General features: G+C 63.7%; 19 protein-coding genes. 7 read left to right on the plus strand and 12 right to left on the minus strand.

Features of this window, described 5'->3' with window-relative positions; genetic code table 11:
* Position 1: 1 nt before the first annotated feature.
* Together tsaE and ACIOVF_RS07075 are read right to left on the minus strand one after the other, a co-directional pair.
* The gene (tsaE, locus tag ACIOVF_RS07070) at positions 2-472 is read right to left on the minus strand and encodes a tRNA (adenosine(37)-N6)-threonylcarbamoyltransferase complex ATPase subunit type 1 TsaE (protein ID WP_045193739.1); all 471 of its coding nucleotides are present in this window, start codon (positions 470-472) and stop codon (positions 2-4) included.
* Positions 460-1,320 carry an NAD(P)H-hydrate dehydratase gene (locus ACIOVF_RS07075; protein WP_195885550.1) on the minus strand — a complete coding sequence of 287 codons (861 nt, stop codon included), beginning with the start codon at positions 1,318-1,320 and terminating at the stop codon, positions 460-462. Before ACIOVF_RS07075 ends, tsaE begins: the two co-directional genes overlap by 13 nt.
* A gap of 62 nt (positions 1,321-1,382) precedes the next feature.
* On the opposite strand from ACIOVF_RS07075, the gene queG reads away from it, so the two are divergent.
* Positions 1,383-2,480 (plus strand): tRNA epoxyqueuosine(34) reductase QueG, encoded by a 1,098-nt coding sequence (gene queG / locus ACIOVF_RS07080; RefSeq protein ID WP_401288448.1) that lies wholly within the window; start codon positions 1,383-1,385, stop codon positions 2,478-2,480.
* Positions 2,481-2,526: 46 nt separating this feature from the next.
* On the opposite strand, the gene ACIOVF_RS07085 is transcribed toward queG, so the two are convergent.
* Both ACIOVF_RS07085 and orn read right to left on the minus strand, forming a co-directional pair.
* Positions 2,527-3,138, minus strand: coding sequence for a trimeric intracellular cation channel family protein (locus ACIOVF_RS07085; protein WP_038997454.1), 612 nt, complete (start codon positions 3,136-3,138; stop codon positions 2,527-2,529).
* 100 nt (positions 3,139-3,238) lie between these two features.
* Positions 3,239-3,781 carry an oligoribonuclease gene (gene orn / locus ACIOVF_RS07090; RefSeq protein ID WP_045193742.1) on the minus strand — a complete coding sequence of 181 codons (543 nt, stop codon included), beginning with the start codon at positions 3,779-3,781 and terminating at the stop codon, positions 3,239-3,241.
* Between the two features lie 91 nt (positions 3,782-3,872).
* Here orn and rsgA point away from each other — a divergent pair, with 91 nt between their 5' ends.
* A complete protein-coding gene (rsgA, locus tag ACIOVF_RS07095) occupies positions 3,873-4,904 on the plus strand; it encodes a small ribosomal subunit biogenesis GTPase RsgA (RefSeq protein ID WP_093376733.1) in 1,032 nt (343 codons plus the stop codon).
* Positions 4,905-5,162: 258 nt separating this feature from the next.
* Positions 5,163-5,645 (plus strand): TIR domain-containing protein, encoded by a 483-nt coding sequence (locus ACIOVF_RS07100; RefSeq protein ID WP_045193744.1) that lies wholly within the window; start codon positions 5,163-5,165, stop codon positions 5,643-5,645.
* A gap of 66 nt (positions 5,646-5,711) precedes the next feature.
* Here the strand turns inward: ACIOVF_RS07100 and motB are convergent, their stop codons facing one another.
* Positions 5,712-6,734, minus strand: a complete 1,023-nt coding sequence (gene motB / locus ACIOVF_RS07105; protein WP_401288453.1) for a flagellar motor protein MotB — start codon at positions 6,732-6,734, stop codon at positions 5,712-5,714.
* 3 nt (positions 6,735-6,737) lie between these two features.
* Complete coding sequence (motA, locus tag ACIOVF_RS07110; protein WP_038997459.1) at positions 6,738-7,589, minus strand: flagellar motor stator protein MotA; 852 nt, start codon at positions 7,587-7,589, stop codon at positions 6,738-6,740.
* Positions 7,590-7,720: 131 nt separating this feature from the next.
* Here motA and ACIOVF_RS07115 point away from each other — a divergent pair, with 131 nt between their 5' ends.
* Genes ACIOVF_RS07115 through asd form a run of 3 tightly spaced genes read left to right on the plus strand, consistent with a single transcriptional unit; the run spans position 7,721 to position 10,985 of the window.
* A complete protein-coding gene (locus ACIOVF_RS07115) occupies positions 7,721-9,256 on the plus strand; it encodes an HDOD domain-containing protein (protein ID WP_401288456.1) in 1,536 nt (511 codons plus the stop codon).
* Between the two features lie 46 nt (positions 9,257-9,302).
* Positions 9,303-10,112, plus strand: coding sequence for a rhodanese-like domain-containing protein (locus ACIOVF_RS07120; RefSeq protein WP_045193748.1), 810 nt, complete (start codon positions 9,303-9,305; stop codon positions 10,110-10,112).
* A 9-nt stretch (positions 10,113-10,121) separates the two neighbouring features.
* Positions 10,122-10,985 (plus strand): archaetidylserine decarboxylase, encoded by an 864-nt coding sequence (gene asd / locus ACIOVF_RS07125; RefSeq protein WP_045193749.1) that lies wholly within the window; start codon positions 10,122-10,124, stop codon positions 10,983-10,985.
* Between the two features lie 56 nt (positions 10,986-11,041).
* On the opposite strand, the gene serB is transcribed toward asd, so the two are convergent.
* A complete protein-coding gene (serB, locus tag ACIOVF_RS07130; RefSeq protein ID WP_045193750.1) occupies positions 11,042-12,256 on the minus strand; it encodes a phosphoserine phosphatase SerB in 1,215 nt (404 codons plus the stop codon).
* 135 nt (positions 12,257-12,391) lie between these two features.
* Between serB and ACIOVF_RS07135 the strand changes: the two genes are divergently transcribed.
* Positions 12,392-13,894: a HAMP domain-containing protein gene (locus ACIOVF_RS07135; RefSeq protein WP_045193751.1), complete on the plus strand. Its 1,503-nt coding sequence runs from the start codon at positions 12,392-12,394 to the stop codon at positions 13,892-13,894.
* A 204-nt stretch (positions 13,895-14,098) separates the two neighbouring features.
* On the opposite strand, the gene ACIOVF_RS07140 is transcribed toward ACIOVF_RS07135, so the two are convergent.
* The 5 genes from ACIOVF_RS07140 to parE all read right to left on the minus strand — a co-directional run bounded on the left by ACIOVF_RS07140 (position 14,099) and on the right by parE (position 20,654).
* A complete protein-coding gene (locus ACIOVF_RS07140; protein ID WP_045193753.1) occupies positions 14,099-14,806 on the minus strand; it encodes a membrane integrity-associated transporter subunit PqiC in 708 nt (235 codons plus the stop codon).
* A 176-nt stretch (positions 14,807-14,982) separates the two neighbouring features.
* Positions 14,983-17,241, minus strand: coding sequence for a DNA topoisomerase IV subunit A (gene parC / locus ACIOVF_RS07145; RefSeq protein ID WP_045193754.1), 2,259 nt, complete (start codon positions 17,239-17,241; stop codon positions 14,983-14,985).
* A 10-nt stretch (positions 17,242-17,251) separates the two neighbouring features.
* Positions 17,252-17,770, minus strand: coding sequence for a TIGR02281 family clan AA aspartic protease (locus ACIOVF_RS07150; RefSeq protein WP_045193755.1), 519 nt, complete (start codon positions 17,768-17,770; stop codon positions 17,252-17,254).
* A complete protein-coding gene (locus ACIOVF_RS07155) occupies positions 17,767-18,753 on the minus strand; it encodes an esterase-like activity of phytase family protein (RefSeq protein ID WP_045193756.1) in 987 nt (328 codons plus the stop codon). The genes ACIOVF_RS07150 and ACIOVF_RS07155 overlap by 4 nt, the downstream gene beginning before the upstream one ends.
* Positions 18,750-20,654: a DNA topoisomerase IV subunit B gene (gene parE, locus ACIOVF_RS07160; protein ID WP_045193757.1), complete on the minus strand. Its 1,905-nt coding sequence runs from the start codon at positions 20,652-20,654 to the stop codon at positions 18,750-18,752. Before parE ends, ACIOVF_RS07155 begins: the two co-directional genes overlap by 4 nt.
* Positions 20,655-20,683 lie beyond the last annotated feature (29 nt).

Genomic DNA, 20,683 nt, shown 5'->3' on the forward strand with positions numbered 1-20,683 from the left:
TCTATTTGAATTCCAAGGCCAGAGCGGCACACCAGGCTTCGCCACGTGCCCCCTGCGGCGACAGGTTGAGCGAACGACCGCCCGCCTGGGGGCTTATGGTAATGGTCAGGTCGGGCTTTGGCAAAATGCCTGCCCCTTTTTGCGGCCACTCGAACAGGCACAAGGCGTCACCTTCGAAATAATCGCGGATGCCCATGAATTCCAGCTCCTCCGGATCGACCAGGCGATAAAGGTCGAAGTGGAAGGCACGAACATCACCAATCTCGTACGGTTCAACCACAGTAAAGGTAGGACTTTTTACCGCACCTTGGTGCCCAAGGCCGCGAATAATGCCCCGCGACAGGGTGGTCTTGCCGGCCCCCAGGTCCCCTTCAAGAAAAATCACGCCGTGGCCTTTGGTCACTTCGGCAATACGCTTGCCCAAATTCACCATGGCCTCTTCATCGGCCAAAAACAGGGTTATGCCAGACACGCTGAATGTTCCTCCAATAACTGACGAATTGCCGGGACCATGTCGCTGGCGGCCAGGCCACGGCCCTGCGCGCCCAGGCGCTCGCCAGCGCAGGCATGCAGCCAGACGCCCAGGCAGGCCGCGTCCCAGGCTGACATGCCCTGGGCCAGCAAAGCACCGAGCACGCCGCTGAGCACATCGCCCAGACCGGCGCCGGCCATGACCGGATGACCGCGCGAGCATAGCGCCAACTGCCCGGCCGGATCGGCGACCAGGGTGCCGGCGCCTTTGAGCACGCATACGACCGCGTATTTGCGTGCGAGTTTGCGCGCCGCCCCGGGCCGGTCGGCCTGTACCGCTTCGGTCGATACACCGAGCAGGCGCGCAGCCTCGCCCGGGTGCGGGGTAATGATGCTGCCCTTGGGCAGCGGCAAGGGTTGGCGCGCCAGCAGGTTGAGGGCATCGGCGTCCCACACTTGAGGCAGTGGGCTGCTGGCCACCGCCGACAACAGGCTGCGCCCCCACGCCGCCTGGCCCAGGCCTGGACCTGCCACCAGCACCGAGGCCCGCTCGATCGGCGCCATCAGCTGGTTGGCCGAATGCACGCCCAGGCTCATCACCTCGGGCAGGCGGGCCATGGCCGCAGGCACATGCTCAGGCCGGCTGACCAGCGATACCAGGCCGGCGCCGCAGCGCAACGCCGCTTCGGCGCTGAGCAGCACCGCGCCGCCAGTGCCGCGATCACCACCCACCACCAGCACATGGCCGAAGTCACCCTTATGGGCGTCAGCAGAACGTGGCGCCAGGGGCGCAAGGGTGACGCTGGTGAGCCGATGGGGCTCGTTTGCGGGGTGTTTGGTCTGAGGCATGGGTCAAAGGCTCTGATGTCTGGCAGAATTATACGCACCTGAGTCCGTATTGCCTTATTCCCATGTCTGCTTCTGCCCCCGATCTACCTGCGCTGGCCCAATCGATCAAGGATTGGGGCCGAGAGCTCGGTTTTGCCCATGTCGGCATCACCGGGGTGGACCTGGGCGAGCATGAAAAACATCTGGAACGCTGGCTCGAGGCCGGCTACCACGGCGAAATGGATTACATGGGCGCCCACGGCAGCAAGCGCTCGCACCCCGATGAGCTGGTGCCCGGCACCTTGCGCGTGGTGTCGCTGCGCATGGACTACCTGCCGGGCGATACGCGCATGGCCCAGCAACTGGCGCAACCAGAAAAAGCCTACATCTCCCGCTACGCCCTGGGCCGCGACTACCACAAGCTGGTGCGCAAACGCGTGCAGCACCTGGCCGAGCGCATCCAGAAAGACATCGGCCCGTTCGGCTTCAGGGCCTTTGTCGACAGCGCCCCGGTGCTGGAAAAGGCCATTGCCGAGCAGGCTGGCCTGGGCTGGATCGGCAAGAACACCCTGCTGCTCAACCGCAAGGCCGGCAGTTACTTCTTTCTTGCCGAGCTGTTTGTCGACATGCCGCTGCCGGTCGACCCGCCGCAGGCCAGCGAACACTGCGGCCGCTGCAGCGCCTGCCTGGACATCTGCCCGACCCAGGCCTTTGTCGGCCCCTATGTGCTGGATGCCCGGCGCTGTATCTCGTACCTGACCATCGAACTGAAAAGCGCGATCCCGGAAGATCTGCGACCGTTGATCGGCAATCGGGTATTTGGCTGCGATGACTGCCAGATCGTCTGCCCATGGAACCGCTTCGCCCGACCGAGCGGTGAAAACGACTTCAAGCCCCGGCACAACCTCGACAGCGCCGGGCTTGCCGAGCTGTTCATGTGGGATGAACAGACCTTCCTCGACAACACTGAAGGCTCGCCGCTGCGCCGTGCCGGCTATGAGCGCTGGTTGCGTAATTTGGCGGTAGGGCTTGGCAATGCGCCGTCGACCATCCAGGTACTGGAGGCGCTCAAGGCGCGACAGGAGTACTCGTCGGAGCTGGTACGTGAGCATGTACAGTGGGCGCTGGCGCAGCATGCCATGAAAGCAGCGGCAAGCGCCAAGCCACAAGCGTCAAGCTGATCGCCTCGACTTGCAGCTTGTGGCTTGCCACTTGCCGCTTAAGCCTTCAATGCTCGTCGTTGTAATGAAACTTGGGCATTTCCCAGTGGAAGCGAATCGCCAGCAGGCGTAGCAGGAAGCCGCCGAACAGGGTCAGCAGAATCGCCTGCTCGCCTGGCACATTGAAGTACACGCAGCCCAGGTAAAACCAGGCCGCGGCGAACGACACACTGGCATACAGCTCCCGACGGAAGATCAGCGGAATATCGTTACAGAAGATATCCCGGAGGATCCCGCCGAACACCCCGGTGATTACCCCGCTGATCGACGCCACCAGCATGCCCTGGCCCATTTCCAGCGCGGTCATGCAGCCGATCAGGGTAAAGGCCACCAGCCCCAGGGCATCGAGCACCAGGAATAGCGAGCGCAAGTGGCGCATCAAAGGCGCGATAAAGATCGTCATCAGCGCTGCGAAACTGGTCAGCACCAGGTATTCCGGGTGCTTGACCCAGGTCAGCGGGTAATGCCCCAGCAGCACGTCGCGCACCGAACCACCGCCCAGGGCGGTGATGCAGGCGATCAGCACCACGCCGAACCAGTCCATGCCGCGGCGCCCGGCAGACAGCGCGCCAGTCATGGCTTCGGCAGTGATAGCAATGAGGTAGAGCATCAACAACATGGCGCAGATCCGTGCAAAGGGGCGCGCAGTCTAACCAGTTGCCACAGGCACCAAAAGGGGGCGCCGCGCGGATTGTCTGTACAAGCCGGCGGCGTTGCGATCAGAACTTGATGAAGTGCTGGCGATAGTGGCGCAGTTCGTTGATCGACTCGCGGATATCGTCCAGCGCCAGGTGGGTGCCGCCCTTCTTGAAGCTGTCACGCACTTCAGGGGCCCAGCGTGCTGCCAGCTCCTTGAGGGTCGAAACGTCGAGGTTGCGGTAGTGGAAGTAGTTTTCCAGGCTGCGCATGTGGCGATAGAGGAAGCGGCGGTCCTGGCAGATGCTGTTGCCGCAGATCGGCGACTTGCCCTTTGGCACCCACTGTTCCAGGAAGGCGATGGTCTGCGCCTCGGCTTCGGCCATGCTGACGCGGCTGTCCTTGACCCGCTGGGTCAGGCCGGAGGCGCCGTGGGTGCGGGTGTTCCACTCGTCCATGCGCGCCAGCACCTCGTCACTGTGGTGAATGGCGATCACCGGGCCTTCGGCCAGGGTATTGAGGTCGCTGTCGGTGACGATGGTGGCCATTTCGATAATGACGTCTTGATCCGGATCCAGACCGGTCATTTCCAGGTCGATCCAGATCAGGTTCTGTGGGTTCTGCATGATTCTGCTCCTCGGTAGGTGCGCAGTTTAGCCTAGTGGAGCGTGCTAAACTCCCCGCGGTTAAATATTGCCTCCCGAACACGGAACCTTCATGGCCAAACGCCAGCTCAATCGACGCCAGAACTGGCGCATCGAAAAAATCCAGGGTGAACGCGCTGCCCGCGCCGCCAAACGCGAACAACAGACCCTGAAGGAGCTCGAAGGCGGTGACCTCGGCCCGGAGCAAATGGGCCTGGTCATCGCTCACTTTGGCGTGCAGGTCGAAGTCGAAGCCCAGGACGGCGACGTTGCCGGCCAGGTGTTCCGTTGCCACCTGCGGGCCAACCTGCCGGCGCTGGTCACCGGCGACAAGGTAGTCTGGCGCGCCGGCAACCAGGGCATTGGCGTGATTGTCGCGCAGATGCCGCGCCATACCGAGCTGTGCCGCCCGGACAGCCGTGGCCAGCTCAAACCGGTAGCGGCCAACGTCGACCTGATCGTGATCGTCTTCGCCCCGGCGCCAGAACCCCATGCCAACCTGATCGACCGCTACCTGGTCGCGGCCGAGCATGCCGGCATCCGCCCCTTGCTGCTGCTGAACAAGGCCGACCTGATCGACGAGCAGAACGCTCCGGCGCTCAATGCATTGCTGGCAGTTTACCGCCAGCTTGGCTACCCGTTGCTGGAAGTGTCGGCGCACCACGGCAACGGCATGGAGCAACTGCAGGCCCAGCTTGACGGCCATATCAGCGTGTTCGTCGGTCAGTCCGGGGTTGGCAAGTCGTCGCTGGTCAACAGCCTGCTGCCCGAGGTTCAGACCCGCGTCGGCGATCTGTCGGAATGGTCCGGCCAGGGTACTCACACCACCACCACCGCCCGTCTTTACCACTTCCCCGGTGGTGGCGAGCTTATCGACTCCCCGGGCATCCGCGAATTTGGCCTGGGCCACGTCAGCCGCGCCGATGTCGAAGCCGGCTTTATCGAGTTCACCGACCTGCTCGGCACCTGCCGCTTTCGCGACTGCAAGCACGACCGCGAGCCGGGTTGTGCACTGCTCAAGGCCCTCGAAGACGGCCGCGTGCAGCAGCAACGGATGAACAGCTACCGCTCGATCATCGCCAGCCTGCCTCAAGACACTTACTGAAACATCTGAGGCCCGGAAAGGGGCCTCAAACGGTTCAAAGTAAGACGCATCCGTAGGATTTATTACCCAGTAAAGCAGGAAGCATCTGCTTTGCTGGTCGTACCTTGCTGTGCGAAAGACTTTCGCTGATTGTCACCTTTCAAGATTCGCCGCCATGAAGCGAATCGACCCCATGCCCTGCGTATGAAAGGAATCAACCATGACAATTCAGCTTTTGCGCATCAATGCCACTCCCTCCAGCGTGGGAGGGCACTTCTGATGCCAGTCTTTATCAGTTATCGCCACAGCGAACGCCTGGACGCCTTCATCATCAATGAACGGCTCAAGCTTGAAGGCATCAATACCCAGCTGGACCTGTTCGACAGTGAGGCCCAGCAGACCACCGACGACATCAGCGGCATCATCCGCCGCAACATCAGCCAGTGCACCCACCTGATTGCCGTGCTCGCACCGGAAACCGCCGAGGCCTGGTGGGTGCCCTTCCAGCTTGGCGCCGCCACCCTGGTCAATCGCCGGGTAGCCTTTTACCAGTGCGGCGAGGCCACGCTGCCGGGGTATCTGGAGAAGTGGCCAACCATGACCAACCGCGAACACATCGACCTCTACGTGCGCGCCTACCATGACGAGCAGACCTTCAAGCGCTCGATCGACAGCGAAGCCTGCGAGGCCAATGCCACCAACCGCTCCAACGCCGACTTCTTCCATGCCGACCTCAAGGCCAAGATCCGCCGCGGCTTTTAGCCTGTAGCGCCAAACAAAACGCCCGTGGGCATCGCTGCGCACGGGCGTTTTTTTCAGCTATCAGGCTTACTGCTTGTTTTCGTCCATCTTCAATACACCGTCTTCGAAGATGTTCAGCTTCTGGCGCAACTCCCGTGGCTGCATCGGCTCGGGCTCGGCCGCCGGGGCTGGCTCCGGGGTCGCCCCTGGAACCGGAGTCGCGGCGCCTGGCTGGCCGGCTTCGGGGGCGGCAGGCTGGGTCTGCTCGCCTTCGATGGTGCGCTGGGCCTTCTTGGTCAGGACGATGATGTCGATCCGACGGTTGACCGGGTTTAGCGGGTTTTGCCGGTCGAACAGCGACGACGAGGCATAGCCGACCACCCGCGCCACCTGGGTATCCGGGTAGCCACCGGCGACCAGCGCGCGGCGTGCGGCATTGGCGCGGTTGGCCGACAGTTCCCAGTTGCCGAAGTCGCCGGTGCCGGCGTATGGCTTGGCATCGGTATGGCCACTGATGCTGATCTTGTTCGGCACCGCCTTGATGGTGTCGGCCATGGCCAGCAGGATGTCCTCGAAGTACGGCTGCAGGCGCGCGCTGCCAAGGTCGAACATTGGCCGGTTCTCGGCATCCATGATCTGGATGCGCAGCCCGTCCTGGGTGATCTCAAAGAGGATCTGGTCCTTGAACTTCTGCAGTTGCGGGTTCTCTTCAACCTTGTTCTGCAGTTCCTGCAGGAGCAACTCGAGGCGCTCGCGCTCAACCTGCTCGGCCATGTTCTCGACCGTATTCTGGTCGATCGGGATGCTGGACTCAGGCGTTGGCTCGGACTTTTCTTCCGGGTTGATGGTTTTTTCCGGGGCGAGCTGGGGCGAACCGCCCAGGTCGATGATGTACGGCGTGCCGCTTTCGGAAAAACCGATCGGGTCCTTGAAGTAGCCGGCAATGGCGATCTTCTGCTCCGGTGTGGCCGTCGACAGCAGCCACAGCACCAGGAAGAACGCCATCATCGCCGTAGCGAAGTCGGCGAAGGCAATCTTCCAGGCGCCACCGTGGTGGCCGTCGCCAAAGCGCTTGATGCGCTTGACGATAATGGGCTGATTGTTCTCCATGGCTTAGCGACCGCGAACTGCTTGTTCCAGCTCGGCGAAGCTCGGGCGGTGGGCCGGGAACAGCACCTTGCGCCCGAATTCCACGGCCAGCGATGGCGGCATGCCCGAGGCCGAAGCCACCAGCGAGGCCTTGATCGCCTCGTAGACGTTCAGCTCTTCCTTGGCGTCATGGCGCAGCGAGGTGGCCAGCGGGCCGAAGAAGCCGTAGGCGGCGAGAATACCGAAGAAGGTACCGACCAACGCCGCACCGACGTGCAGGCCGATCGACTTCTGGTCGCCATCGCCCAGCGAGGCCATGGTCACTACGATACCCAGTACCGCGGCAACGATACCGAAGCCGGGCATGCCGTCGGCGATGCCGGTCACGGCATGGGACGGGTGCTCGAGCTCTTCCTTCATGCTCAGCAGTTCCATGTCGAACAGGCCCTCAAGCTCGTGCGGGGCCATGTTGCCGGTGGACATGATGCGCAGGTAGTCACAGATGAACGCGGTCATGCGCTCATCACCCAGTACCGCCGGGTACTTGGCGAAAATCGGGCTGGCAGCGGCGTCTTCGATATCGGCTTCGATCGCCATCATGCCTTCGCGACGGGATTTGTTGAGAATCTCGTAGACCAGGCCCAGCACCTCGATATAGAAGGTGTGGGTAAAGCGCGTGCCGAACATCTTCAGCGACTTCTTGATTACATGCATGGTCATGTAACCAGGGTTGGCCTGGAGGAACGCACCGAAAGCAGCACCACCGATGATCAGCACTTCGAAAGGCTGGATCAGGGCCGCAATCTTGCCGTGGGAAAGTACATATCCGCCGAGCACACTCGCGAATACGACGATGATGCCGATAATTTTAGCCATAGATAGAAAGCACTTACTGTCGTGGTCAGGGTCGTGAGCGGAAGTTAAAAAAACTCTTCTTCTACTTATCGGCAGAACTGCGCCAGACTATAGTCAGTCAAGGCGAAAAGCCAGTTCGGCCTACCTCCAGCATGCCTATTGAAACCATCGTGCCAAGTCAAACACCAAAAACACTCGATGCCTGGGTCAAGCTCCTCGATAGCGTGCGCCTGCCGGTTCCGCTGGCCAGCTACGAACGGGTCAAAGCCGCCATTGGCGACAGCCGCCGCTCGTTGCGCGACATCGCCGAACTGATGCAGGACAGCCCGGCGCTGGTGCTCAGCGTCATGCGCGAGGCCAACCACCACAGCAATACCGGCCTGGGCGAACCGGCCGAGAGCCTGGAGATCGCCCTCAACCGCCTGGGGCTGGCGCGTACCGCAGAGCTGCTGGAGCGCCTGCCGGCGCTGCCCGAAGCCGAAATTGCCCCGACCCTGCGTCAGCTGCAGCTGGTCAGCCAGCACGCCAGCCAGCAGGCCAACGGCCTGTTCGCCAGCCGCCTGGCGCGGCTGTGGCAGGAAATCCATTGGGGCAGCCTGCTGTTTCTGTCACCGCTTTGGCCTCTGGCGCTGACCCACCCCAAGCTCCTCGATGAGTGGGAGCTGCGTGTGGTGCACAAAGGCGAATCGGCACTGCGGGTGGAACAAGAGCTGTTCGGCGTGCGGGTCATGAGCCTGTGCAAGGCCCTGGCCGAACACTGGCGCCTGCCGGACTGGGTAACGCGCGGTTACCATTTACTTCAAGAGGAGCGCCGGCTACTGGCCCAGGCGATCCTCATCGCCCGTGACCAGGACAGCCTGCACCAGCAGCAGCGCCTGGACGATCAACCAAGCCTGCGCCGCTGGTTCAACCAGCCGGCCAATACCGTGCTGCTGGCCAACGGCCTGGCCCTGGCCTCGCAGGTTGGCTGGACCAATGCCCATGTGCAGCGCTGGCAACTGCTCACCAGCCTTTACCTGCAAACGCCGCTGGACGATGTCCAGCAACTGGTGCACCAGCAAGCGGCAATCAGCGCCCGTCATCACGCCTGCCCTGGCCTGTTCCACCCGGCCGAGGCGCTGCTGTGGCCATGGCACCAGCAACGCCTGCATCAGGGCCAGATCGCCCCGCCAACGCCTTCAGCCCAGGCCCTGGGTACCTGGCGCAAACTCTGCGGGGAGCTGCTGACCGAGCCCAGCCCGTTCAGCAATGCTATCCACCTGACGACGTTGGCTCGCGACGCGCTGGTCGCCTGCGGCCTGCAGCGGGTGATGCTGCTGATGACCGACAAGACCCTGAGCCAGCTGCGCGTCCACCAGATTGCCGGCCTGCCGGCGGAAGCCGCCAGCCTGGTGCTGCCGATTGAACAAAGCAAACTGCTGCAACGGTTGCTGAGCAAAGCGGCGCAACTGCGCCTGACCCCGGAAAACCACGCGCAGTTCTCAGCCCTGCTGCCGCCCAGCCTGCGCGCCCTGTTTCGCAGCGAACACGTGCTGCTGCGCTCGCTGTCGAGCAATGGCCGGGTGGTGATGCTGCTGGTCGCCGACCAGGGCGGCAAGCCGTTGGCGGACGTCAGCGTGCAAGCCTTCGGCAAAACCGCGCAATGCATCGAGCGGGCCCTGACCGCCTTCAGCAACCGCAGCGCCTGAGCCATGCGCTACAATCGCCCCCTCTGTTCCGCCCTGGAGACTCTGGATGACTGACTTTTCTGGCCTGCCCCTGGTTATCGAGCCGGCAGACCTGCTAACCCGCCTGGATGCGCCAGAGTTGATCCTGGTCGACCTGACCAGCCCCAACCGCTATGCCAGTGGGCATATTCCGGGGGCGCGCTTCGTCGACTTCAAGCGCACCCAGCTAGGCCAGCCTCCTGCGCCGGGCCTGTTGCCGGCCAAGGCCGACCTGGAAAAACTCTTCGCCGAGCTCGGCCATAACGCCAATGCGGTCTATGTGGTCTATGACGACGAGGGCGGCGGCTGGGCCGGGCGTTTCATCTGGTTGCTGGATGTAATCGGTCACTCCCGTTACCACTACCTCAACGGCGGTGTCCACGCGTGGCCAGCGAGCAACCTCAGCACTGAAGTACCAGACGCTGCCAGCGGCACGGTCAACCTGACCCTGCACGAAGAGCCTACGGCCACCCGCGAATACCTGCAAAGCCGCCTCGGCGCCGCCGACCTGGCGATCTGGGACGCGCGCAGCCCGGCCGAATACCGCGGCGAGAAAGTTCTCGCAGCCAAGGGCGGGCACATTCCCGGCGCAGTCAATTTCGAATGGACCGCCGGCATGGACCTGAACGATCACCAGCGCATCCGCAAGGACATGCCCGAGATCCTCGAGCAGCTGGGCATCAGCAAAGACAAGGAAGTGGTCACCCACTGCCAGACCCACCACCGATCCGGCTTTACCTACCTGGTGGCCAAGCATCTGGGCTACCCTCGGGTCAAAGCCTACGCCGGATCCTGGGGCGAATGGGGCAACCACCCCGACACCCCTGTCGAAGTTTAAGGAAACCCAATGAAATCCCGCTTGTTTATCATCAGCCAGTACCTGCTGCCCCACCACCTGCTCTCGCGCCTGGCCGGCTGCGTTGCCGAATGCCGCGTGCGCTGGTTCAAGAACGCCTTCACCAGCTGGTTCGCCAAGCGCTACCAGGTGGACATGTCCCAGGCCCTGGTCGAAGACGTTACCGCCTACGAGCACTTCAACGCCTTCTTCACCCGCGCCCTCAAGCCCGGTGCACGTCCGCTGGATGAAACCCCGGGGGCAATCCTCTGCCCGGCCGACGGTGCCGTCAGCCAGCTCGGCCCGATCGAGCACGGCCGCATCTTCCAGGCCAAGGGCCACAGCTTCAGCGCCCTCGAGCTGCTGGGTGGCGATCCGGCCAATGCCGCGCCGTTCATGGGTGGCCAGTTCGCGACCATTTACCTGTCGCCCAAGGACTACCACCGCGTGCACATGCCGCTGGCCGGCACCTTGCGCGAGATGATCTACGTACCGGGCCGGTTGTTCTCGGTCAACCAGACCACTGCCGAAAACGTTCCGGAGCTGTTCGCCCGCAACGAGCGCGTTGTCTGCCTGTTCGACACCGAGCGCGGGCCGATGGCCGTGGTACTGGTGGGTGCGATGATCGTCGCCTCGATCGAAACCGTCTGGGCCGGCCTGGTAACGCCACCCAAGCGTGAACTGAAGACGGTGCGCTACGACGAAGCCAGCCGCGCGCCGATCCACCTGGAAAAAGGCGCGGAGCTGGGCCGTTTCAAACTCGGTTCGACGGCCGTGGTGCTGTTCGGGCCAGAGCAGGTGAAATGGGCCGAAGAGCTCGGCGCCGGCTCTGCGGTGAGCATGGGCGAGCGCCTGGCACTGCCGGCACAGGCCTGAAACTGAAAAAGCCCGCAGCGATGCGGGCTTTTTTGTACTTGTGGAAGCCAGGTCCGTCAGGCGCGAGCGTCGCGATCGCGAAAACCCAGCAGGTAAAGCACACCATCGAGACCCAGGGTCGAGATCGCCTGTTTGGCCGACTGCTTGACCAGCGGCTTGGCCCGGAACGCCACGCCCAGGCCGGCGATCGCCAGCATCGGCAAGTCGTTGGCGCCATCGCCGACGGCAATGGTCTGCTCCATCTGCAGGCCTTCTTTGCGCGCCAGCTCACCCAGCAGGTCAGCCTTGCGCTGGGCGTCGACGATCGGCTCGACCGCCACGCCAGTCACCTTGCCATCGACCACTTCCAGCTCGTTGGCGAACACGTAGTCGATGCCCAGCTTGGCTTGCAGCTGCTTGGCAAAGTAGGTGAAGCCACCGGAGAGGATGGCGGTCTTGTAACCCAGGCGCTTGAGTTCGGCGAACAGCGTTTCGGCGCCTTCGGTCAGGCGCAGCGACGCACCGATCTGGTCCAGCACGCCAACGTCCAGGCCCTTGAGCAGCGCCAGGCGCTCCTTGAAGCTGGCACGGAAATCCAGCTCGCCACGCATGGCCCGCTCGGTGATTTCCGATACCTGCTCACCGACCCCGGCAGCCTTGGCCAGCTCGTCGATCACTTCGGCTTCGATCAGCGTCGAGTCCATGTCGAACACCGCCAGGCGGCGGTTGCGACGGAACAGCGAATCCTGCTGGAAGGCGATGTCGACGTTCAGCTCCTGGGCGACGCTGAGGAACTCGGCGCGCAGGGCTTGCGGATCAGCCGGCTCGCCTCGTACCGAGAACTCGATGCAGCCCTTGCTCTGCTCGGCCGGGGTGTCCAGCGCGACACGACCCGAGAGGCGATCGATATGGTCGATGTTCAGCCCGTACTTGGCGGTGATCGAGCTGACCCGCTGCAGTTGCTCGGCAGTCACCCGCCGGGTCAGCAGGGTGACGATGTGCCGGGCTTTGCCCTGGCCTTCGACCCAATTCTGGTAGTCGGCTTCGGAAACCGGGGTAAACCGCACCTGCTGGTCGAGTTCGTTACCCGCAAACTGGATGTTCTTGAGCACCGACGAGGCCTTCTCGGTATCCGGAATTTCGACCAGGATGCCAAAGGACAGGGTGTCGTGAATCACCGCCTGACCGATGTCGAGGATGTTCACTCCACCCTGGGCCAGGACGCCGGTGATGGCGGCGGTAAGACCCGGGCGGTCTTCACCGGTGATGTTAATCAGAACGATTTCGCGCAAGACGGGCTCCGACTCGTTGAAAAAAAGCGCATTCTACCGATTTTCGCTGACCATCGGGCGCAGTCGATACTTTGCCCGCCCCTGAGCGCTCGCTATACTGCGCAGCAACTTCTCCGACATAAAGAGCCGCGCTCTGTGAACCGGCCCACGCCCGTTAAGACCGACAACTTCTTCCTGCTGATCTTCCACGCCCTGCGCCAACGCCGAATACCGCTGGCGCTGCGTATCGCCTGCCATAACGTGTTTCTGGTGGCACTGGCGCTGGTGATCTACGCCTGCGTGATGGGCCTGCAGTTCAAGGAAGCCATGCATGAGCAGGCCGATGCCCTGGGGCAGAGCCTGACCACCCAGACCGCCACCTCGGCCACCGAGCTGCTGGTGTCCAACGACATCCTCAGCCTCAACGTGCTGCTGGGCAACCTGGTGAAGAACCCGCTGGTGGCCCATGCGGCGATCTACAGCGTCGACAACCGGATCCTCGCCGAAGCCGGCCAGCGCCCGAAAAACGGCCTGCTGGGTGAAGCCGAAGGCCTGTACCAGACCAAGATCACCTTCCAGGACGTGACCGCCGGGCAACTGCGCATCAGCCTGGACATGAGCCAGTTCCAGCAGCCGCTGACCATCAGCCTGCAGAGCATGGGCATCCTTGCCGGTATCCTGCTGGCCCTGGCGCTAGCCATGAGCCTGCGCCTGGGCCGCTACATCTCCACGCCGCTGTTGCAGCTGCGGGTCTGGCTGCGCGACATCAACGAGTTCACCCCGGCCATCGAACGCCAGGATGAAATCGGCGACCTGGCGCGTCAGCTGCACACCCGCCTGGCCCCGCCACCACGGGAAATCGAGCCGGAAGAAGAAGAGTCCTTCGATGAGGATGAGGATGAGCCGGAGTTCGAAGTGCGCAACCTGCGCGACCCGAGCTTCGACGAACAACCGGCTGTGGCCAAGGCCGCCAAACCGGTCAAGCCTGTAACCGACGACGACAGCGATGACGCCTTCGCCGACCTGCTCGACGAGGACCACAGCCCCGCCCCTGCCCCGGCAGCCCCGGTCAACCGCGAGCCACAGGCCAGCGCCGTGCTGGCGGTGCAACTGGGCTCCCAGGAGCAACTGCGACGCCTGCCGCGCACGCGCCTGACCGAGCTGCTGGAACGCTACCGCGACTGCCTCGACCAGGCAGCTTCACTGTATGAAAGCGAAGTGCATACCCTCAACGACGGCAGCACCCTGCTGTTGTTCCACAGCCAGGACAGCGGCGAGGACTACCTCACCAATGCCATCTGCTGTGGCGAGCTGCTGCGTGCCCTGGGCCATGAGCTGCAAATCGAAGTGGCCGACAGCGGCATCACCCTGCAACTGCAGCTGGGCCTGGCCCTGGGTGAAGACCTGCACGGCCTGAGCCAGATCGACCTGCTGCTGACCGAAAAAGCCCAGGACGCCCTGGCCCTGTCGCAGCACAGCCGCAACCTGCTGCTGGTCGAGCGCAAGATCAGCGACGACGCCCTGGTTCGTCAGCGTGCGCGGATTCGCCCGATCGCCAGCCCCGAAGGCGCTTGCTGTGTCGAGCGTCTGATGGAGCCGTACCCATCGATGCTGGAGCGGCAACTGGCGCGGATGCATGAGCGCCGGGTCAAGAGCTGACCCCTTGGCAGAGCAAAAGCCCGCAGTGATGCGGGCTTTTTTATTGCTGACCTGTGGGAGCTGGCTTGCCAGCGATGAGGACAGACCGGTGCTGGCTGACTTACGACCGCTTCACGGCCGATCGCTGGCAAGCCAGCTCCCACAGGCAGGATCAGCGGGCACAAAAAAGCCCGCATCGCTGCGGGCTTCTTGTAAGTCCTCGACTTAGAAGCGGAACACTTCCAGGTCGGTACGAATCGGCGTAGCCAACGGGATCTTCGGCTTTTCCGGCTCTTTGCGCACTTGTACCGGTGCAGCTTTCTTCGGTTGTTGTTCTTCCACCACTGCCGGCTGGTTGGCCAGCGGCTTCAAGGCAATGCTCAACTGCTCGGCGAGCTTTTGCAGCAACTGGCCCTGGGCTTGTACCTGGGCGCTCTCGCTACCCTGGTGCTGCTGCTCCAGGTGCACGATGCGGTTGTCACGGACCTGGCCACGGCGATCGAGCAGGCGCCACTGGGCGTCGAGAATCGCTGGCTGGTTGGTGCCGGAGTCCAGCCGGGTAATCGACAGCAGCACTTGTACATCCGGGGTGAAACCGGTGCTGGCCGGGGCCAGGACCACACGTTGACTGTCCAGACGCCAGGCCAGCTGACGGACCAGCAACTGGTCGATGTCGGCCGACAGGCTACCGGCCCAGCGGCCATCGGTGGCTGCCGTCAGGCTGCCATCGGCCTGGCGTTGCAGCAGGGTCTCGCGTTGCAGGTAGTCGGCAATCGACACAGGGCCGAGAACCACTGCCATACCCGCGCTTTGCTTGGGTTGGCCAGGCTCACCGCTGTCGAGCTGATACAGGGATACCGGTTGGTGCATGCTGCAACCAGCCAGTCCGAGCACGCCACACAGCAGAACCAACGGAAGGCGCAGAAATTTCATCATCCCATCCAGGCGGTCGCCACAAGGCAAACCGCAGTGATACTCATATAGATTCGTTCGGATACACAGCCACGCTGGTACCGCAAGGGGCCTATCATCCGCGAAATAGCGGCTCGACTCCAGTGTTTCAACCGCGAACGGGCACGAAAATACCCGTTCAGGCTGTCTAACCCGGCTTATCCGGGAATTTCGACCAACAGCGCGTCAACCCGCTGGAAGCCACGGGGCAATTTGTTGCCCCGGCGCCCACGTTCGCCCTTGTAATGCTCAAGGTCGTCGGCCTTCAGAGACAGGGTACGCTTGCCGGCCTGCAATACAAGGGTCGCGCCGTCGGGAATGACCGCCAGATCAGTGACAAATTCTTCACGCGAGGCCACCCGGTCGCCCGGGATGCCGATGATCTTGTTGCCCTTGCCCTTGCCCAGTTGCGGCAGGTCGCTGACCTTGAAGATCAGCAGGCGGCCTTCGGTGGTCACCGCCGCCAGCCAGTTGTGCTCGCGATCGGCGACCGGGCGCGGGGCAATGACCTTGGCACCGTTGGGCAGGCTGAGCAGGGCTTTACCGGCCTTGTTCTTGGCCTGCAGGTCCTCGCCCTTGACCACGAAGCCGTAACCGGCGTCGGAGGCGATCACATACAGGGCGTCATCTTCGGGCAGCAGCACGCAGTCGAAGCTTGCGCCCGGTGGCGGCGTCAGACGGCCGGTCAACGGCTCGCCCTGGCCCCGGGCCGACGGCAAGGTATGGGCGGCCAGCGAGTAGCTGCGGCCGGTGGAGTCGATCAGCACGGCAAACTGGTTCGAGCGCCCGGCAGCGGCGGCCTTGAAGCCATCGCCAGCCTTGTAGGAAAGGCCCGTGGCGTCGATATCGTGGCCCTTGGCGCAACGCACCCAGCCCTTCTCCGAGAGCACCACGGTGACCGGTTCGGTCGGCATCAGCTCGTTTTCCGACAGGGCCTTGGCTTCGGCACGGGCGACGATTGGCGAGCGGCGGTCGTCGCCGTAGGTTTCGGCGTCCTTGATCAGCTCGGCACGCACCAGCTTGCGCAGCTTGGTTTCGCTGCCCAGCAGGGCAATCAGCTTGGCTTGTTCCTTGGCCAGTTCGTCCTGCTCGTTGCGGATCTTCATCTCTTCCAGGCGCGCCAGTTGGCGCAGGCGGGTCTCGAGGATGTACTCGGCCTGGGTTTCAGTAAGGTCGAAGCGGGCAATCAGCGCAGCTTTCGGCTGGTCCTCGGTGCGGATGATGTGGATAACTTCATCCAGGTTGAGGAAGGCTACCAACAGGCCTTCGAGCAGGTGCAGGCGGCGCTCGACCTTGTCGAGGCGGAACTTCAGCCGGCGGCGCACCGTCTGCACGCGGAATTCCAGCCATTCGACCAGCAGCGCCCGCAGGTTTTTCAGCTGCGGGCGGCCGTCCAGGCCGATGATGTTGACGTTGACCCGGTAGCTGGACTCAAGATCGGTGGTAGCGAACAGGTGCTGCATCAGCTCGTCGAGGTCAACCCGGTTGGAGCGGGCGATGATGACGATGCGGCACGGGTTCTCGTGGTCCGACTCGTCGCGCAGGTCGGCGACCATCGGCAGCTTCTTGGCCTGCATCTGCGCGGCGATCTGCTCCAGCACCTTGGCCCCGGAGACCTGGTGCGGCAGCGCGGTAACGACGATATCGCCGTCCTCAATGCGGTAAACCGCGCGCATGCGCACCGAACCACGGCCACTTTCGTAGATTTTCAGCAGTTCGGCACGCGGGGTGATGATCTCGGCTTCGGTCGGGTAGTCCGGGCCCTGGATGTGCTCGCAAAGCTGCTCGACCGTGGCCTTGGGCTCATCGAGCAGGCGTACGCAGGCCGAGGCGACTTCGCGCAGGTTGTGTGGCGGCACGTCGGTGGCCATGCCCACGGCGATACCGGTGGTGCCGTTGAGCAGGATGTTCGGCAGGCGCGCCGGCAGCACCGCAGGCTCATCGAGGGTGCCGTCGAAGTTCGGCACCCAGTCCGCAGTGCCCTGGCCCAGCTCACTGAGCAGTACTTCGGAGTAGCGCGACAGGCGCGCCTCGGTGTAGCGCATGGCGGCGAAGGACTTCGGATCGTCCGGCGCACCCCAGTTGCCCTGGCCATCGACCAGGGTGTAGCGGTAGCTGAACGGCTGCGCCATCAGCACCATGGCTTCATAGCAGGCCGAGTCGCCATGGGGGTGGAACTTGCCGAGCACGTCACCGACGGTACGCGCCGACTTCTTGTGCTTGGAGTCGGCGTCCAGGCCCAGTTCGCTCATGGCATAGACGATGCGCCGTTGCACCGGCTTCAGGCCGTCGCCGATATGCGGCAAGGCGCGGTCCATGATCACGTACATGGAGTAGTTGAGGTAGGCCTGTTCGGTGAAGTCAGCCAGTGACCGGCGCTCTACGCCATCGAGGCTGAGATCAAGGGAGTCGCTCATGCGGGCCTCATCATTTCAGGTTCTGGCGCAGCAGCAAGGTGCCGCCACGCTGGGTAAATTCGAGTTGTTTCAGGGCACTCATGCCCAGTAAAACCTGTTCGCCATCGAGCCCCGGCACCACCAGCGCGCGCACATTGCGCAGGAGGATATCGCCCAGCTGCAGCTGGTCCAGGCGCGTGCGGTAGCCCTGGGTGCGGCCATTGGCGGTGCTCAACATCACCGGCGCACCGCGCTCCAGGCCTAGCTTGCCAGCCAGGGCTTCGGGGATCGCCACATCGGTCGCCCCGGTATCGAGCAGAAAATGTACCGTCTGGCCGTTGATCCGGCCATCGGCGACGAAATGCCCCTGGCCGTTGCCGGCCAGTTGCACTTCGATGTAACCCTCGCCGTGTTGCGAGGTGACCACGGCATTGGGGTTGGCCTGACGCTGCTCCCACTCGCCGAAAAAGCGCGTGGCCAGGAACAATCCGGCCGCCCAGGCCAGAATCAGCAGTACCCGGCCAGCACGCTTGCCCGGCGGCTGGCTCACGATTTGCCACTCCAGCCGCCGGCCGGCGCGGCAAAGCGCCAGACAATCGGTCGCGATTCGCCGTCCTGGCGGGTCGCACCGTTGTTGTCCAGGCCAATCCAGGCGCCCTTGTCATCGATCACCAGCGCCTCGGCCAGGCCGAATGGCTGCGAGTAACGCCGGGGTTCGGCCAAGGCATCGGCGGCAAACGACCAGCAGCGCTCGACCTTGGCTGTCTGCGCATCACGCCGGCAAATGCGATAGGCGTTGCGCTCCAGGGTAAAGAGCTTGTCGTTGAACAGGGCCAGGTCGGCAAAGTCGCGCGACACCGGGCGCGGCCTGGGCATCTGCGGCGGCTGCATCTCGACCCCGGCTTCGCTGAGCAGCACGCAACCGTTGCCGCAGTTCCAGGTGGTCTGCTGGCGGTTGATCAGCAGCAGGCCGCGGCGCTCGCGCTCGGCCGCCAGCCAGATACGGTCACCGGCCGGGCTTACCGCCAGGCCTTCGAACAACGCATTGAAGTGCAGCAGCATGCCGCTGGCGCGCGCCTGGCGGACCATGCTCGGGTCGATTTTCAGCCAGTTGGGCGCGCCTTCCATTGGTACCTGCAGCACGGCCGCATGGGCTTCACTGACCAGGTAATGGTTGCCGGCGGCATCACAGCTGATGCCTTCGAAGTCCAGCTCGCCGCCGCGCACCTGCGCGGCAGCCCAGGTGCGCGAGCGCAAGCCCCAGGGCAAACCGCTGTCCGGTACCGGCGGTACCTCCATGTGCAGCGCTTCGGCTTGCCAGACGGCAGCCGAGGTATCCAGGCGGTAAAGCAGCTCGTCATCGCGGTCGGAAACCGCCCACAACCCGCCTCGGCATTCGCTCAGGCCAGACAGATTGCCGCCACGCATGCCCTCGACCGGGTGTTCGGCGACCAGCTTGAGCTCCGGCCACGGCGCGGCCAGTGCCGGAAGCGTCAACAGCGCCAGAGCCGCAGTCAGGGCCACACGTATCAAGCCAGGACCTCGGCCAGGTTGCCTTTGGATTCCAGCCAGCTCTTGCGATCGCCGGCGCGCTTCTTGGCCAGCAGCATGTCCATGATTTCGCGGGTGCCGTCCAGGTCGTCGAGGGTCAGCTGGACCAGGCGTCGGGTATTCGGGTCCATGGTGGTTTCCCGCAGTTGCGGCGGGTTCATCTCACCCAGGCCCTTGAATCGGGTGACCTGCGGCTTGCCGCGCTTCTTCTCGGCCACCAGGCGGTCGAGGATGCCGTCGCGTTCGGCTTCGTCGAGGGCGTAGTAGATTTCCTTGCCCAGGTCGATGCGATACAGCGGTGGCATGGCCACATAGACGTGGCCGGCTTCGACCAGCGGGCGGAAGTGTTGGACGAACAGCGCGCAGAGCAAGGTGGCGATGTGCAGGCCGTCGGAGTCGGCGTCGGCAAGGATGCAGATCTTGCCGTAGCGCAACTGGCTCATGTCGGCAGCGCCGGGATCGACGCCAATGGCCACGGCAATGTTATGCACTTCCTGGCTGGCCAGGACTTCGCCGCCATCGACTTCCCAAGTGTTGAGGATCTTGCCGCGCAGCGGCAGGATGGCCTGGAACTCTTTGTCCCGCGCCTGCTTGGCCGAACCGCCGGCCGAGTCACCCTCGACCAGGAACAGCTCGGCGCGCATCGGGTCCTGGCCGGCGCAGTCGGCCAGCTTGCCCGGCAGTGCCGGCCCCTGGGTGACGCGCTTGCGCTCGACCTTCTTGCTCGCCTTCAGGCGCCGGCCGGCGTTGTTGATCGCCAGCTCCGCCAGCTGCATGCCCACCTCCGGGTGAGCGTTGAGCCACAGGCTGAAGGCATCCTTGACCACGCCAGAAACGAACGCGGCAGCCTCGCGCGAGGACAGACGCTCTTTGGTCTGCCCGGAGAACTGCGGCTCCTGCATTTTCATCGAAAGCACGAAGCTGATGCGCTCCCAGACGTCTTCCGGCGCCAGCTTGACGCCGCGCGGCAGCAGGTTGCGGAACTCGCAGAACTCGCGCATGGCATCGAGCAGGCCCTGGCGCAGACCGTTGACGTGGGTACCGCCCTGGGCCGTGGGGATCAGGTTGACGTAGCTTTCCTGGACACTGTCGCCGCCTTCGGGCAGCCACAGCAGGGCCCAGTCGACCGCCTCCTTGTTACCGGCCAGGCTGCCGCAGAATGGCTCGTCGGGCAGGCGCAGGAACTCGCTGACCGAATCGACCAGATAGGAGCGCAGGCCGTCTTCGTAGTGCCACTCGACCTTCTCGCCGGTGCCTTTGTCTTCGAAGCTGACCAGCAGCCCCGGGCACAATACGGCCTTGGCCTTGAGCACGTGCTTGAGGCGGCTGATGGAGAATTTCGGCGAATCGAAATACTTGGGGTCCGGGGCGAAGTACACGCTGGTGCCGGTGTTGCGCTTGCCAACGCTGCCGACTACTTCAAGCTCGGTGGCCTTGTAGCCATCGGCGAAGGTCATCTGGTACTCGTTGCCGTCGCGCTTGACCTTGACCCGCACCTGGCTGGACAAGGCGTTGACCACCGAAATACCCACCCCGTGCAGGCCGCCGGAGAACTGGTAGTTCTTGTTCGAGAACTTGCCACCCGCGTGCAGCTTGGTGAGGATCAGCTCGACCCCGGACACGCCCTCTTCAGGGTGGATGTCCACCGGCATGCCGCGACCATCGTCGGACACTTCCAGGGAATGGTCGGCGTGGAGGATCACCTGCACCGACTTGGCGTGCCCGGCCAGGGCTTCGTCGACACTGTTGTCGATCACTTCCTGGGCCAGGTGGTTCGGCCGGCTGGTGTCGGTGTACATGCCCGGGCGCTTGCGCACCGGGTCAAGGCCGGAGAGGACTTCGATGGCGTCTGCGTTATAGGCACTAGCGCTGGGAATGGCCATGGGTTCTCGTCGTCAGTCGTGGGTGAAAA

It is taken from the genome of Pseudomonas sp. NPDC087612, assembly GCF_044743505.1.
GTDB lineage: Bacteria > Pseudomonadota > Gammaproteobacteria > Pseudomonadales > Pseudomonadaceae > Aquipseudomonas.

What these genes read in the sequence shown, in the direction of transcription:
- ACIOVF_RS07075 (WP_195885550.1), bottom strand. Translation starts at nt 1,320, where the DNA reads ATGCCTCAGACCAAACACCCCGCAAACGAGCCCCATCGGCTCACCAGC.
- queG (WP_401288448.1), top strand. Translation starts at nt 1,383, where the DNA reads ATGTCTGCTTCTGCCCCCGATCTACCTGCGCTGGCCCAATCGATCAAG.
- ACIOVF_RS07085 (WP_038997454.1), bottom strand. Translation starts at nt 3,138, where the DNA reads ATGTTGTTGATGCTCTACCTCATTGCTATCACTGCCGAAGCCATGACT.
- orn (WP_045193742.1), bottom strand. Translation starts at nt 3,781, where the DNA reads ATGCAGAACCCACAGAACCTGATCTGGATCGACCTGGAAATGACCGGT.
- rsgA (WP_093376733.1), top strand. Translation starts at nt 3,873, where the DNA reads ATGGCCAAACGCCAGCTCAATCGACGCCAGAACTGGCGCATCGAAAAA.
- ACIOVF_RS07100 (WP_045193744.1), top strand. Translation starts at nt 5,163, where the DNA reads ATGCCAGTCTTTATCAGTTATCGCCACAGCGAACGCCTGGACGCCTTC.
- motB (WP_401288453.1), bottom strand. Translation starts at nt 6,734, where the DNA reads ATGGAGAACAATCAGCCCATTATCGTCAAGCGCATCAAGCGCTTTGGC.
- motA (WP_038997459.1), bottom strand. Translation starts at nt 7,589, where the DNA reads ATGGCTAAAATTATCGGCATCATCGTCGTATTCGCGAGTGTGCTCGGC.
- ACIOVF_RS07115 (WP_401288456.1), top strand. Translation starts at nt 7,721, where the DNA reads ATGCCTATTGAAACCATCGTGCCAAGTCAAACACCAAAAACACTCGAT.
- ACIOVF_RS07120 (WP_045193748.1), top strand. Translation starts at nt 9,303, where the DNA reads ATGACTGACTTTTCTGGCCTGCCCCTGGTTATCGAGCCGGCAGACCTG.
- asd (WP_045193749.1), top strand. Translation starts at nt 10,122, where the DNA reads ATGAAATCCCGCTTGTTTATCATCAGCCAGTACCTGCTGCCCCACCAC.
- ACIOVF_RS07140 (WP_045193753.1), bottom strand. Translation starts at nt 14,806, where the DNA reads ATGAAATTTCTGCGCCTTCCGTTGGTTCTGCTGTGTGGCGTGCTCGGA.
- parC (WP_045193754.1), bottom strand. Translation starts at nt 17,241, where the DNA reads ATGAGCGACTCCCTTGATCTCAGCCTCGATGGCGTAGAGCGCCGGTCA.
- parE (WP_045193757.1), bottom strand. Translation starts at nt 20,654, where the DNA reads ATGGCCATTCCCAGCGCTAGTGCCTATAACGCAGACGCCATCGAAGTC.